Raw genomic sequence first — 13,537 nt, 5'->3', positions numbered from 1 at the left:
TTTTATTCCGATCTTCTGATGGTCGTGTTGTCCGTCTGCTGTCGATGCTGACCACTACTGTCGATCTAAATAACCTCACATCACAGTAAAGAAAAAGGAGTAGCAATTTGCTACTCCATCAATCTAGTTCTCTCTAAACGATTACATCAAATTATCCCCAACCAAACACGGATATTCTTAGAAATCAGAATTATCGAGCGATTATATTATCTCTCACTCCATTTCTTGTCGCCAGTCATACTTATCTTTTCTGACATCGAGCTTATGCCCATTGATTATGACTGTATGTTCATCAATCCATATGGCTTTTACATTTTCTTTACGATACTCCCAATAAATATTTTCTCTATCATTTGTTTCGGTATCCACCAATTCTCCCCTGATACTATAATCAGTAGTTGCTCCACCATTAACCAAGTAAAACTCTATTGTGTACGTATTGTTAGGAGAACTTGTTTGGCTCATGTAGTCTCCCTCCGGCAAACGATGCATCGAATAGAAGAAATAATACACTGTAAACACAAGTAATCCCACAACCAAAATAAAAAATGTCATACAACCCATAAGAATTTTCTTCTTCAAGTTAGCATACCCCCATATCATTATTTTAGGACACCATAATTATACCATGTTGAATTGAAACTATCGCATGAAAGAAAGGAAAGCATTTTTTCTATTAACTATCACAAATAAATAAATAATATGATATTATTTTACATAAATACAAGAAGGAGGTATAACATGAATTCCAAGTATCTTTTACTGACCACTCTAGCTGTTGCAACTGTCTTGTCAGTCACCACGACTAGTTCCTTTGCTGCAACCAATCTGGTCACACCAGAAGCCCAGGTTCCAATTGGAGAAGATTTAACAAATAGCTTCACAACCACCATGCGTAAAAATGCCGCGTATATGGCTTACTACGCAATGAACGAACAAAACTACCAAGGTACTTATCCTGTATTAACTGGACAAGAATTTGCCAGTAAAGTACGAACTGGCGGAGTCTGGGACTACAAGCAATATTACGGTGGCACGGTTCAGTATATGTACAACGGTCTATATGTGACTGGTGCAGACGTAGGCAACATGCATTATGGTTTTGTTGGAAGAGGAGCAGGCTTCCCAGATACTCTATTAAAGACTGCGGCAGGTGCCTACCAAATTTATTCGGGCACGTGGTATATCGGTTGGTACTCTAGTTACTTTGATGATCCGAGAGACCAATATTGGATCAATTATGGTATCGGCATGTACAACAACAACAGTTGGCCTAGAACCATTAGCTTCAACAGCACACAAATCGATACTTCATTGTTCAACCTTTTGAGCGATCAAGAGAAAAAAGAAATTAGAAATAAAGTTATTAAAGACGCTGAAAAATTAAAGTAAAAACAAAAACGATAATCGCAAATTGTGTGATAAGCCAACCTCCTTCTGGAAGTTGGCTTTTTCTTGAATTTATTGTTTTGAATTTTACAAATCAATTTTGGGGATTTCACAATAATGATTTATGATTGCGATCTGCCTTGCTTTCCCTGTCATGACTGACTATGTTTAGCTGATTTTCGCTTCAACGCGCCGCTTATCCGCTGACCTCACCAGAAGTCACAAGGAATTATCCCTAATTTTGGAACTTGATTTTATTCTCGCACCCTTCGTGGTGCTTTATTGTGTAATAACATCGCCATTTCATTTGATACCAGTAGAACTGTCCCTCATCCCCTTTCTCAGAGCCTCGTATTTGCCCTGTATTACGTTTTTGAATTGAAAGGGTGGACTGGGTGCATTGAATCTGAAACTCTAATACATAGCAGAAATTAGTCATTATCGATAATGAAACATTCTGCACGACACGGACGTGATTCATTTTGACTCGCGCGCCGATTCGTTTATCCATACAAAAAACGTTCACCATTCGATTCATTGTTCGAATGATGAGCGTTTACGTTGATCTAGAAATGAAAGAAAAAATCGCGCACCTTGCAACAGTCCTACCTGCACCTTGTCGTCAAAATAAACACTTCATACGGATTTTAGGCAAAAAAAGACCCGATCCGAAGATCGGGTCTTTCATCGTATGGTGGAATCGAGAGGAATCGAACCTCCGACCCCCACCGTGTCAAGGTGGTGCTCTCCCTCTGAGCTACGATTCCATATGGAGGTGGCACCCGGATTTGAACCGGGGGTCAAGGATTTGCAGTCCCACGCCTTACCACTTGGCTATGCCACCAGATGAATTTAAAAATGGAGCGGAAGACGGGATTCGAACCCGCGACCCTCGCCTTGGCAAGGCGATGCTCTACCCCTGAGCCACTTCCGCATACAGGACATATGCGTCCCGCGTTGCGACAGGACGTTACGAACAGGATGTTCCGTATCCAACGTTGCGACAGGACGTCGCGTCCTTAGTTGGACTACCTTTGAAAAAATGGTGGCTCGGGACGGAATCGAACCGCCGACACGAGGATTTTCAGTCCTCTGCTCTACCGACTGAGCTACCGAGCCGTATTCGTATAAAAATGGCGGAGCTGACGGGATTCGAACCCGCGGTCTCCCGCGTGACAGGCGGGCATGTTAGGCCACTACACCACAGCTCCATTGATGGTGGAGGTTGACGGGATCGAACCGCCGACCCTCTGCTTGTAAGGCAGATGCTCTCCCAGCTGAGCTAAACCTCCAAAAGACATGTACTAATATATCACACTCTCATGTGAGAGTCAAGAAGTGAAATTGGTGGAGAATAGGGGACTTGAACCCCTGACCCCTGCGCTGCCAGCGCAGTGCTCTACCACTGAGCTAATTCCCCATGGCTGTTCTCGAAGTTACCGAAGCGACGCTCGCTCGCGGCGACAAGACTTATTATATAGTGGGGTGTACCTGAAAATCAATCCCCAAAACCAAACAAAAAAGAGAACTCCGACAGGAAGTCCTCTCTTTGTTGGCAATTGGCTAACCCTAGGTACGACTAACGCAGAATCTCGACGTTTTGCTTCACATTTTCAAACGAACCCACGCCGCGCGGGATGAAAATCTCTTCCTTGCGTCCGGCACGCAGGCGTTTGGTGATATAATCGGTCGCCACCGTCGGATCGATTCGATCTCCGCACGTGTAGACGTCGATGCTGGCATACCCGTGCTCCGGAAAGGAGTGAATGGTCAAGTGCGATTCGGAGATGACCACAACACCGCTCACCCCTTGCGGAGTGAACTTGTGGAACACCACTTCGCGCACTTCCGCCCCCGATTCGAGTGCGGCGTTGACCATGATCTTTTCCACTTCTTCCTGGTTGTTCAGAATCTGCCCGTCACATTCCCAAAGTTCCGCAATGACGTGTCGTCCCATCGTGTCCATGCGTTCAGCCTCCTCTATGCGGATGCGAGTTACGCTTGTTCTATGCTCTGATAGACTCGCACATAGCTTTTCCCGGAACGCATCTCCACCATGTAGGCAGTATCCCCCGTGTTTGCCAAGTGTTGGTTGTGGGTGACCATGATGATCTGCCGTCCGAACGCGGTGGACAACTGTTTTAAGAACTCTGCCACTTGGCGGCTATATTCTTCTGATACGTGTTTCGCCGGCTCGTCGAGGATGATCGGCCCATCCAATCGCGGACGGTTGGCATGCAAGAGTGCGGCGCGCAACGCCAGCGAGATCACGTCAACCACCCCGCCGCCGCGTGCATCCTGCGGGCGTGTCTGTACCGGAATCTCCCCGCCATAGGTGGAGACGACCAAAAATTCGCCCTCCGCTCTGCCCCGCACTTCGTCGATCTCCACGCGAAATTCGAGATCCTGATCGCCAAAAATAAACTGCAGTGCATTGGTGACCATCGTCTCAATCTGACGGCGGGCCTGTTCGCGAGCAAAGGCGCTCGATTCCTGCAGCAGGATTTTGACCTGCTCAAGCTTGGCGATCTCCGCTCGTTTCTCGGTCACCTTCTCTTCCACCTGCCGCTTTTTACGAAGTAGCGCTTCCTGCTCGCCCAAGCGGCGGTTGTAGTGATCGCGAAGTTGTGCGATCGCTGCGTCCAAGTTTCCAGTCTCGATCGTCATCTCCGATCACCTATGCCTGTCCCTTGATCAAATCCCAAGGAATCAACGATTCCACTTCATCTGCCAACTGCGCGATTTCGCGCTCCAGCTTGTCGATCTCCTGCTCCAACATCTCCGGATCGACCTGTTCGGCGCGGATCTGCTCAAGGATTTCTTCTTGCTGTTTCAACAGTGCATCTTTGCGCAACTCAGCTTTGTAGCGCATGTCTTTCGCTTTGGCGAGACCGTCTTTCAATGTGGACAATTTATGATCGATGGCTGTGCTCATCTGGGAGCCCTCCTTTAAATTCATCTAGCAGTCGTTCGGTCGTATGTTCATCGATCGGCGCAAAGCAGACCGGACACGACCCCGATTGTTTCAAAGCCTGACTGTACGCTTCCAACTTCTCGGTGATCTCCAGCGCGTTCGTGTTCAGATACACGTCCGCCTTGTTCAAGCGGTCGCCGAGATCGAAGAGGTCGGCATTGATTTTGGCCAGCATTTTTTGCCGTTCTGTCAGCATCATCAGTTGTTGCAACGCCCACTCGGCCCGCTCCGTGTCAGCGAGGGCGGTGAGCATCTGCTGCAAGGAGCCGAGTTTGTGCGACAGATCCGCTTTTTTCAAGACGAGATCGCGGAGCTTCAGCGCCTGGACTCGCTTGTGTTCCAAAAGCTCGAGGCGCTCGCCAAGCTGCGGCGTGTCTGCAGTACGTTGCAGCACGCGTTCCAACTTGGCAAGCAGTTGCACCGTATCGAATCGTTTGGCTCGCAACGCCTGCAAATTGTTCAGGCGGCCTTTTGCCGCTTCGAGACGGCCAACGCTGCGTTCTGCCCCTTGCAGGCCTTCCGTCTTCTGCAACACAGCCTCGACACGCCCTCGCAAGTGGCTGAGCTGCGCGTTGGACTCGGCCAGCTTGCTCAGCCGCTGGCAACGGGCGAGCAACGTTTCACTGCGCGTGAGCCCCATTTCGGCAGTAGCAAGCCCCGCCGTTTTGTGCAAAACATGTTCGGTGCGAGCGATACCTTCTGTCACGCTATCTCGCCTGTTGCGGGCTTGGTGCAGACGAATCGCCTTGCTTTGCAGGGTGATCGCCCGCTCAGCCTGGAGTTCAGCGCGGTCGAGGTCTGCCGTTTGCATAAGCACCTGCTCGGCGACCCCGAGATCGCGCTGCACGGTCTGGTATTTTTTCACCAACACGTTCAGTCGCTCCAAGCGGGCGGAGCGTTCTTTTAACGCAGCCTGCTTCTCTTCCACCAGCAACAGGATGTTCTCCAAATAGGGCAGGTCGGAGAACTGCTCCAACTCTTCCTGCACCTCAGCCAACTGCTCGCGGTACCCGCGTTCATCCGAATTGGCCCGCGTCAGGTCACGATTCGTATCGCGACTGGCCGCGTCGATGATGTGGACACCGTTTAAGCGCCCGATCGCTTTCGCTTTGATCGAGCCCGGTTCGGACAGTAAAAAAGGGGGTTCGAGCTGCGTCCCAAGGTGCAACGCCGTTTCATGGTCCTCATCGAACGGCACTTTGCGCACCCCGGTCAATTCACTCACTTCCAGTGGTACGCTGTTGCCAAATCCTTCGTATATCTGCTCCTCGCCGCTTGCCTGCACAACGATGTAGCGGTTTTTCGAGGGTGTGCGTTCACGCGTCACGCGCGCCCCGTCGGCCAACTCGACGGTGACCCGGCACTGTGTGGCACCCACGCGCATGAAATCGGAGCCGCGCGGTTCATTGTAAAGCAGCCAGCGTAGTGCGCGAATCACTGCCGATTTGCCGTTGTCAGACGCGCCGACGATCACGTTCAACCCGTCGTCAAATGACATTTCGGTCAGTTCGTGCGATTGAAAGTTTTCGATGCGTACGTTGCGAATCGTCTTCAGGTTCATGAGGCACTCTCCCCAGTCGATAAGCGTTCCTGCGCGGAGGCGATCCGCTTCATCGCCTCTTCCCGCACCTCTGGCTGCAAGCCATCACGGGAAGCGATCTCATCGATGATCGCACCGATGTCGATCACTTTGTACTCCCCGGCCGCTTTGATCCCTTGCACAAAATCGGCGAGACGCTGCTGTGTGAACGCCGCCTCCTCATTTTTCGTGCGGTCCAGGCATTCGTCACCAGGCGGTGCGGTCGTCAGCTTGACCTTTTTGATCACCAATTCGCCGCTCGTCATATCTAAAATCAACACCTGCGGCGTGCGCCCCGCATCGGCCGGATGATTGGACAGGCGGACAAATCCACCTGGGTTGTAGAAAATCTTGCCCTCATGCCGCACTTCCTGCCACCCCATATGGTTGTGGCCGCAGAGGGTGAGATCAGCTTTCGTACCCAGAATCTGATCGACGCGGGTGTGCGCCACACCTTCAATAAATGCGCGGTCCATCAACATGCCGTGGACGAGGTGAATCCCGATATCTGCGTTCACTTCGTCAATCACATAATCGAGCCGTGGATCGCGGCGGTCTAAATCATAATGGTAATGCTGTCCGGTCACCTGTACCTTCAAGCCATTCTGCTCAAGGATCAACGGCTCGCCCGGATGAATCAGTTGCACGAGCCCAATGCGATCCATAAAGCCGAGCATGGTGCGCGGCAACGTATCGGGATTATGCCCGAACACATCATGATTGCCGGCGATGCCGTAGATCGGCACGCCTGCACCGCGCATCAAGGCGATAAAATCGGCACAGACTGCAAGCGACGGGCTTGGAATGTCAAAAAAATCGCCCCCGTGCAGAATGGCGTCCACCTGCTCGCGCCTGACGATTTCGTTCACTTCGCGAAACTTATTTTTCAACGTCTCTACAAAATCGTCCGTGCGGTTCTGTGGTGAACTCGCCCGGATGTGCGTATCGGTCAAATATAACAATTTCACAGGGGTCGGCACCCTTCCTCTATGGCATTATGTTAACTTATGATTTCGACGCCTAGCCGATCGTTCCTGCCTGTTCGGAACCAGAAAATAGTGGCATACCAAAAAGCGCCTCCCCCAAGGAAGGCGCTCCTGTCGCTTAACCACTTATTTTTCAAAGATGTTGGCCAATCCGCCAAGCACGCTTCCTTCGTCTTTCTTCCCGTTGCCTGCTGCTGCAAACACGCGAGAGGCGAGGCGAGAGAACGGCAACGATTGAATCCACACTTTACCCGGTCCCTTCAGCGTTGCAAAAAAGAGACCTTCGCCGCCGAACAGCGCCGTTTTCACCCCACCGACAAACTGGATGTCATAATTGACGTCGCGCGTCATCGCCACAAGACATCCCGTGTCGATCTTCAGCACTTCGCCCGGTTGCAATTGGCGTTCATAGATCGTTCCGCCTGCGTGGACGAAGGCGAGGCCATCACCTTCCAGCTTCTGCATGATGAAACCTTCACCGCCGAAGAAGCCGGTGCCCAGTTTGCGCTGAAAGTCGATGCCGACCGATACGCCTTTTGCTGCGCAAAGAAATGCGTCTTTTTGACAGATCACTTTGCCTCCGAGGCGAGCTAAGTCCATCGGGATGATCTTACCCGGATAGGGAGCTGCGAAGGAGACGTGCTTTTTTCCATGTCCGACGTTGGTGAAAACGGTCATGAACAAGCTTTCTCCGGTGAGCAGTCGCTTACCGGCACCGAACAGTTTGCCCATCAGTCCACCGCTGCTTTGGGAACCGTCGCCAAAGATCGTCTCCATCTGAATCGCATCTTCCATCATCATCAAACTGCCTGCCTCTGCGACTACGCTTTCGTGCGGATCAAGCTCGATCTCCACAAATTGCATATCATCGCCAAACACTTTGTAATCAATCTCATGTGCTGCCATTTGTCAGACTCCCCTCTTTTTTCGCTCTTTTATCGCCTCATACTCGCGGCGCAAGAGTCCCATGTAGATCATGTCATGATACTTACCTTCTCGGAACAGTTCCTCACGCATCCGTCCTTCAACTTGAAAGCCATTTTTCTCATAAGAGCGGATGGCCTGTTCATTAAAAGAAAACACGCCAAGTTTAATCTTATGGACATTGATATAGCGGAAGATGAAGTCGATCAACAACTCCATCGCCTCCGTTCCATACCCTTTGCCCCGATGCTCCGGTCCACCGATCATGATGCTTACCCAACAGTTTCCATGTCCTAATTCTACACGAAAAATCGAACAAGTCCCAATAAAAACTTGGTCGTCCAGCGTTTCGATGCCGAATGTGTAACGGTCGTTCTGTGAACTGATTTCGCTGACAAACTTCTCCACATCCTGCTCCACCACCGGGTATGGCACCCCAGGTCGTTGCAACAGACGAGATTCAAATTCCTGCTCCAACCGCAAGATGTGTTCCGTATCTTCGCGTCGTATCGCGCGAAGCTGTACGCGCTGTCCTTTCATCGGTCCTACCTCCCTTTGTTATGCCTTCCGATAGCGTGATCCAAACGGCGTGTTCTCCTGCACCACTTTCCCTTGCTCGCACAACTCCTCCAACGCATGCGCCAGTTCGTCATGTCCGAGCGTCCGCCCCGCCTTGCGCGAAATATCGGTGAGGTAGGCGTTAAGGTTGAACGCGTCGATCGGGAGGATCGGTTCGATCGCTTCCCAAATCTTCGCATCCTGCTCAGCAAATGCTTCCTCCAACTCTTCAAACGGATTCTTAAAGTGCGGCGATGTGGTCTTCGAGACTCGAATCCGCACCGCATTGGTACGACCCGTAATTGCCGAGGAAATAAAGGCGGTGCCAGACGGCAGATAGGGCAGTCGTGACGCTTCTTCTGGCGTGATGTCCGTCTCTTCTTTGATCACCGCAATATCGACAGAACGCACGGTTCGAAACACCATCTTGGTCGAGAGCTGTGCTGTGATCGTATCGTCCAAAAGCGCCGGACGCTGTGTTGCAAACACGAGGAACACCCCGTATTTCCGACCCTCTTGCGCGATCTCTTTCAGCACGCCTTTTGCGGGGGCGGGCACATCCCCTTTCGGCGCGAAATTGTGCGCTTCGTCGGTGATGATGATAAAAGGCGGGAATTTTTCCTCGACCGGTCTGCCCTTTTGAATCGAATCGCGATACTCGCGGCGCTTGCGATACAATTTGCGGACCACGTAAAAGGCAAACACGTTCAAAAAGTACATCGACCCGCGAATGACGACAAGCTGGCGTTTGAGAAATGCCTCTTCGACCTTCTTCGTCCCCGCCGAGGTAAAGACGCCTTCCATTTCCAAGCGGTGCATCCGGCGCATGACCGAACGCAACGTGCCAGCAAAACCGCCCACTTTGTCCTTGTAGGTCTTCAGCAAGGTGTACAGCGTCTGCACGCGCTCTTTTTCATCCGGGTTGAGGTACTCCATCTCCCCGTGCTGCTTGCGGATGTCCGCTTCATTGTCCAGCGCTTCGGCCAGATTGGAGAGGCGGGTCGAATAGGAGAGATAGCTATCCCGGTTTTTATGAACCGCCTTGATCGCCGTTTCCATCGCATCTGTGATCGAGCCTGAGGAAGCACGTAGCAACGACACGATGTCATCGCCTTGCAGTTCCGAAAACTCAATGCCGATGTCCACACCTGCATCGAGCACGACGAATCGCTTTTTGAACGACTGTCTAAATGAGTCTGGCAGTCCGGGAAACTCCTGATCGAACGTCAATTCGAAGTGGGGATCGAACACCACCGCCGGGACTTGTTTCATCATGATCTCTTCCAACAAAACGCGCGTCCCAAACGACTTCCCTGAACCCGATCCGCCAAAAATTCCGATATGCGGATACTGATCCATCGAGCGATAATCGAAGACGAACGGCACCCCAACCTGTTCGCGCACCCCGTTCTCCTTGTCGAACAGCGGCGCTACGCCCTGTAGGTCTGCTGGCATTTCCTGCGCAATTTCAGCAGTCCCTTGAATCACGCCAAGCGTCAACCCTTGTGCAGGCCGACGTCTGACCAGCAACGCTTCCACTTCTGAAAAGAGCGGCACCCGCACCAAAGCCCCGACGCGAATCGGGATGGCCAACTCCTCGATCAAGCGCAATTTGGCCAGGTTGATCTCTTCATCTTCAATGTCATAACCAACTTGACGCAGCCCGCTGAGCACACCTTCGTCCACAAAATTGTTCTGCTCAGAGGCGAGCGGAATGTAGCGGTTGAACGTCATCGTCTCTACCACTTCCGCCTTTGGTTGGCCCTGTTCCCGATCCTCGATGATCAAGATCTCATTGATCGAAAACTTCCGCGTCCGCGAAGCGACCCATGCTTCCAACTGCGTTGTTTGCCCGACGATTTGCATCATCCTCAAAAGTCCCTCCGTTCCCGTTGCGGCCGCAAAAACGACTCGACAATCTCCTGATCCAGATTGGTGCGCACGATCATTTCGACCTGCTTTTTCGTCAGCCTCGCCTCGGCATCGACAAGATCGAGCCACAGCGGAATGCCCCTCGATTTGCGCGGCGTGATCGTGTACAAAAAGTCGATCACCTCATCGACCCGCTGCGCCTGTTCGCGCAAAAAATCGCAAGCTCCAGCCTGCGGTTGATCGGACAGTCGGTGAAACACGGTGTAAAATTCGTTCTTGATCGGACGCTCCAAGCTCGTTTTCAGCCACTCGCCCTCTTCCAACAAGTTGAACATCACTTCTCGGTCATGCCCTCTGATATAGCCGTTCAGCAAACGCTCGTCCACATCGTCGAGCCGTGATTTCAAGCGATAGGAACCGACCTCTTCGATCACCCCGACGACGATCGTGTCCGAATCGGTCACTTTTTCCTCAAATTGTTCCCAGCGTTCACCGCCTTTGCCTTTCAAACGTGAAAAGCCGCCGTCCATCAGCATCAAAAACGGGCGAAAGCGATCGATCGCATCGATCGCAACTTGCAATTCCAGCTCTACGAGCTTTTGATCGGCCAAGATCTGATAGGCCTGCTGCTCGGCGAGATCGCGCTCGGTCAGGCGATCTTCCTGCGGCTCGACGCGCAGCTCTGCTCTGCGCTCCTGCACAAACTGCCGCACCGCCGCATGATCATCCGCCTGCAGCGGCGAGAACATGCTCACCTGCTCCACCGAACTCGACCCGTCGCGGCTGGGAATTGTCGATTTAGCCAGCGCTTTGTACAGATGAATCGTATAGGGATAGGCACTGCCAAACTGATGGATCGAACCGTCTACGCCGACCAGCGAGCGGCCTTGGAACAGTTCGCGAATCTGCTGCTCAGACAGCCGCTTGGCCCGCACAAACTCACCGACGTTCGTCTCCAGCGCTGCCCGTACCGCGCTTTGATCTGCCCGCTCATTTCTCTTCTCTTGGAGCGTCACATTCAACCCCTGCAACTCCTTGGCGAGAGTGAACAACCCGCTCATCGACCGTTCACTCCTTCCGCCCTTTGCGGGACAAAAACGCCTCCACCGCCTGCTCATGGGCAGGTGAGCCCCACAGCTGTGCGACGAGTTTGCTCTCTCGTTCCATCGCCTCTTCCAATGGCAGGCTCTCCCCTTCGTCGATCAGCTTCAGCAAGCTTTGCACCGCCTGCGGATGCTGTGCGGTAAACGCTGCGGCAAACTCTTTTGCCGCCACCAGCAACTCGGCAGCTGGAACGACGCGGTCCACCAGACCGATTTCTTCCGCCGCCCGCGCCGCCAATACTTCTCCGCTCAACAGCAGGCGAAGCGCCTTTTGACGGCCCACGATGCGGGTCAACAAAGCACCGCCGCCCCAGCCGGGCGAGATGCCGAGCGTCACCTGAACAAAACCGATGCTCGCCGTCTCCGCCGCCACACGAAAATGGCACGCCGCTGCCACCTCACCGCCACCGCCGCGCGCCGCTCCGTTCACAGCGGCGATCACAGGCTTGGGAAAGCGCGCCAACGTCTCCAGCACGTTGCGCATCTGCGACATTTTCGAATACACCTGTTCGGTCGACTTCAACTCCGCATGAAATTCTTTCAGATCACCGCCCGCCACAAATACGCGGTTGCCCGATCCGGTCAAGATCACCGCCCGCACGTTAGGATCTTGTTTCGCAAGTTCTAAATTGGCCGCCAATCCTTCCATCACTTCCGTGTTCACCGCATTGCTCGCCTGCGGTCGATCGATGGTCAGAATGGCCAGATGATAATCGCGATCTATTTCAAAACGAACTGCATCGTTCATTGCCGATATACTCCTTTATGTTAAAATATAAAATGGTTCACTTCAAAAGTGGGATCTACACGTTATCCGCCAGAAAAACGACAGTCTGTATTTACTTGCTTCACACGGTAGGGTACGCTTAGCGATGACAGCTTGTCTTTCTCTCATCCTACCATAAAATGAGACCCGTATCGAAACAACAAATGCAGGGGGAACTATCGTGATCCGAGCAAAAAAACTTGAACACCTTACATCCTCCATCTTTACAGAGATGGCCAACCATAAACACCGCTTGATGGCACAAGGGCGCGACATCATCGACCTTGGGATCGGTTCACCCGACCTGCCGCCGCCAGCTCATGTGATGGATGCATTAAAAGAGTCTGTCATGCAAGGCAATGTCTACGGCTATGCGCATCAACAAGGCTTTCCGACGTTGCGTCAAGCGTTTGTTGAATGGTTTGAACAGCGCTTCAACGGCGTCCAACTCGACCCGGTAAAGGAAGTCCTGACCCTGATGGGCTCCCAAGACGGCCTTGCTCATCTACCGCTGGCCCTGCTTGATCCAGGCGATGTTGCGCTGGTGCCCGACCCTTCCTACCCGGTCTTCGCATCGGGCATCCATCTCGCTTCAGCCGAAGTGGCACCGCTTCCGCTGTTGGCTGAAAACAAATTTTTGCCCGACTTCGATGCGCTCGATAAAGACGTCGTCAAACGCGCGAAAATGATGATCTTAAACTATCCGGGCAACCCGGTGCCAGCCGTGGCCGACGCCGCTTTTTACAAAAAAGCGATCGACTTCTGCCGAGAAAATGAGATCGTGCTCGTCCATGACCTCGCCTACTCCGAACTGACTTTTGACGATTACCGCCCGATGTCGATTCTGGAGATCCCAGGTGCGAAAGACGTAGCGGTCGAGTTCCATTCGCTGTCCAAGAGCTACTCGATGGCAGGTTGTCGCATCGGGTTTATCGCCGGCAACTCCGAAGCGGTCGAAGCGCTGTCCCGCCTGAAGTCGAACATCGACTATGGCGTGTTCGGCTCGGTGCAACACGCAGCCACTGCCGCATTGCGCGGCGACCAATCGTACACCCGTGAGATGTCGGCCGTCTACCAAGAGCGCCGCGACATCCTCATCGACGGGCTGAGCGCACTCGGTTGGCAGATCGAGCGCCCCAAAGCCACCATGTTCATCTGGGCCAAACTCCCGTTTGACATGCCGTCCAAAGAATTTGCCCTGCGCTTGGTCGAAGAGGCGGGCGTGGTCGTCATTCCGGGCGAAGCGTTTGGCCAGTACGGTCACGGCTATGTGCGCATCGCGATGGTGCAGCCGGCCGATCGCCTGCGCGAAACGGTGCGCCGGATTGCAGAATCTGGTATTCTGAACTCAAAACCGCTAGCCTGATTCGTTTAAAGGAGGCCCGT

The 13,537-nt window shown here is 52.6% G+C and carries 13 protein-coding genes and 7 tRNA genes; 2 read left to right on the top strand and 18 right to left on the bottom strand.

Annotated elements, in window-relative coordinates:
• Positions 1-213 precede the first annotated feature (213 nt).
• Positions 214-582 carry a DUF5412 domain-containing protein gene (locus tag CIG75_RS05895; RefSeq protein WP_157729411.1) on the bottom strand — a complete coding sequence of 123 codons (369 nt, stop codon included), beginning with the start codon at positions 580-582 and terminating at the stop codon, positions 214-216.
• Between the two features lie 159 nt (positions 583-741).
• Here CIG75_RS05895 and CIG75_RS05890 point away from each other — a divergent pair, with 159 nt between their 5' ends.
• Positions 742-1,392 carry a polymorphic toxin type 44 domain-containing protein gene (locus tag CIG75_RS05890; RefSeq protein WP_094235821.1) on the top strand — a complete coding sequence of 217 codons (651 nt, stop codon included), beginning with the start codon at positions 742-744 and terminating at the stop codon, positions 1,390-1,392.
• Between the two features lie 689 nt (positions 1,393-2,081).
• Here CIG75_RS05890 and CIG75_RS05880 read toward each other — a convergent pair.
• The 17 genes from CIG75_RS05880 to CIG75_RS05800 all read right to left on the bottom strand — a co-directional run bounded on the left by CIG75_RS05880 (position 2,082) and on the right by CIG75_RS05800 (position 12,133).
• Positions 2,082-2,156: transfer RNA gene (locus tag CIG75_RS05880), tRNA-Val, on the bottom strand.
• Between the two features lie 3 nt (positions 2,157-2,159).
• Positions 2,160-2,233 (bottom strand) — tRNA-Cys (locus CIG75_RS05875).
• 15 nt (positions 2,234-2,248) lie between these two features.
• Positions 2,249-2,323 (bottom strand) — tRNA-Gly (locus CIG75_RS05870).
• Positions 2,324-2,432: 109 nt separating this feature from the next.
• A tRNA-Phe gene (locus CIG75_RS05865) sits at positions 2,433-2,508 on the bottom strand.
• 15 nt (positions 2,509-2,523) lie between these two features.
• Positions 2,524-2,600: transfer RNA gene (locus tag CIG75_RS05860), tRNA-Asp, on the bottom strand.
• A gap of 5 nt (positions 2,601-2,605) precedes the next feature.
• Positions 2,606-2,681 (bottom strand) — tRNA-Val (locus CIG75_RS05855).
• Between the two features lie 53 nt (positions 2,682-2,734).
• A tRNA-Ala gene (locus CIG75_RS05850) sits at positions 2,735-2,809 on the bottom strand.
• A 159-nt stretch (positions 2,810-2,968) separates the two neighbouring features.
• A complete protein-coding gene (speD, locus tag CIG75_RS05845) occupies positions 2,969-3,355 on the bottom strand; it encodes an adenosylmethionine decarboxylase (RefSeq protein WP_094235819.1) in 387 nt (128 codons plus the stop codon).
• Between the two features lie 29 nt (positions 3,356-3,384).
• Positions 3,385-4,056: an ATPase gene (locus CIG75_RS05840; RefSeq protein WP_094235818.1), complete on the bottom strand. Its 672-nt coding sequence runs from the start codon at positions 4,054-4,056 to the stop codon at positions 3,385-3,387.
• A 10-nt stretch (positions 4,057-4,066) separates the two neighbouring features.
• Positions 4,067-4,324 (bottom strand): hypothetical protein, encoded by a 258-nt coding sequence (locus tag CIG75_RS05835; RefSeq protein WP_094235817.1) that lies wholly within the window; start codon positions 4,322-4,324, stop codon positions 4,067-4,069.
• Positions 4,302-5,924 (bottom strand): AAA family ATPase, encoded by a 1,623-nt coding sequence (locus CIG75_RS05830; RefSeq protein ID WP_094235816.1) that lies wholly within the window; start codon positions 5,922-5,924, stop codon positions 4,302-4,304. Before CIG75_RS05830 ends, CIG75_RS05835 begins: the two co-directional genes overlap by 23 nt.
• Complete coding sequence (locus CIG75_RS05825; protein ID WP_094235815.1) at positions 5,921-6,910, bottom strand: metallophosphoesterase family protein; 990 nt, start codon at positions 6,908-6,910, stop codon at positions 5,921-5,923. Before CIG75_RS05825 ends, CIG75_RS05830 begins: the two co-directional genes overlap by 4 nt.
• A 144-nt stretch (positions 6,911-7,054) precedes the next feature.
• Positions 7,055-7,834, bottom strand: a complete 780-nt coding sequence (locus tag CIG75_RS05820; protein ID WP_094235814.1) for a TIGR00266 family protein — start codon at positions 7,832-7,834, stop codon at positions 7,055-7,057.
• Between the two features lie 3 nt (positions 7,835-7,837).
• Complete coding sequence (locus tag CIG75_RS05815; RefSeq protein ID WP_094235813.1) at positions 7,838-8,392, bottom strand: GNAT family N-acetyltransferase; 555 nt, start codon at positions 8,390-8,392, stop codon at positions 7,838-7,840.
• An 18-nt stretch (positions 8,393-8,410) separates the two neighbouring features.
• Entirely contained in the window at positions 8,411-10,279 is a 1,869-nt protein-coding gene (locus tag CIG75_RS05810; protein ID WP_094235812.1) for an ATP-binding protein, read from the bottom strand.
• A 2-nt stretch (positions 10,280-10,281) separates the two neighbouring features.
• Positions 10,282-11,343, bottom strand: a complete 1,062-nt coding sequence (locus CIG75_RS05805; RefSeq protein WP_157729410.1) for a DNA double-strand break repair nuclease NurA — start codon at positions 11,341-11,343, stop codon at positions 10,282-10,284.
• Between the two features lie 7 nt (positions 11,344-11,350).
• On the bottom strand, positions 11,351-12,133 hold the full coding sequence (locus tag CIG75_RS05800; protein ID WP_094235810.1) for an enoyl-CoA hydratase/isomerase family protein: 783 nt from the start codon (positions 12,131-12,133) through the stop codon (positions 11,351-11,353).
• 199 nt (positions 12,134-12,332) lie between these two features.
• On the opposite strand from CIG75_RS05800, the gene CIG75_RS05795 reads away from it, so the two are divergent.
• On the top strand, positions 12,333-13,517 hold the full coding sequence (locus CIG75_RS05795; protein ID WP_094235809.1) for an aminotransferase class I/II-fold pyridoxal phosphate-dependent enzyme: 1,185 nt from the start codon (positions 12,333-12,335) through the stop codon (positions 13,515-13,517).
• Positions 13,518-13,537 lie beyond the last annotated feature (20 nt).

It is taken from the genome of Tumebacillus algifaecis, from assembly GCF_002243515.1.
Lineage (GTDB): Bacteria > Bacillota > Bacilli > Tumebacillales > Tumebacillaceae > Tumebacillus_A > Tumebacillus_A algifaecis.
The sequence above is the reverse complement of the archived record's forward strand: the minus strand, read 5'-3'. Positions and strand labels throughout refer to the sequence as shown.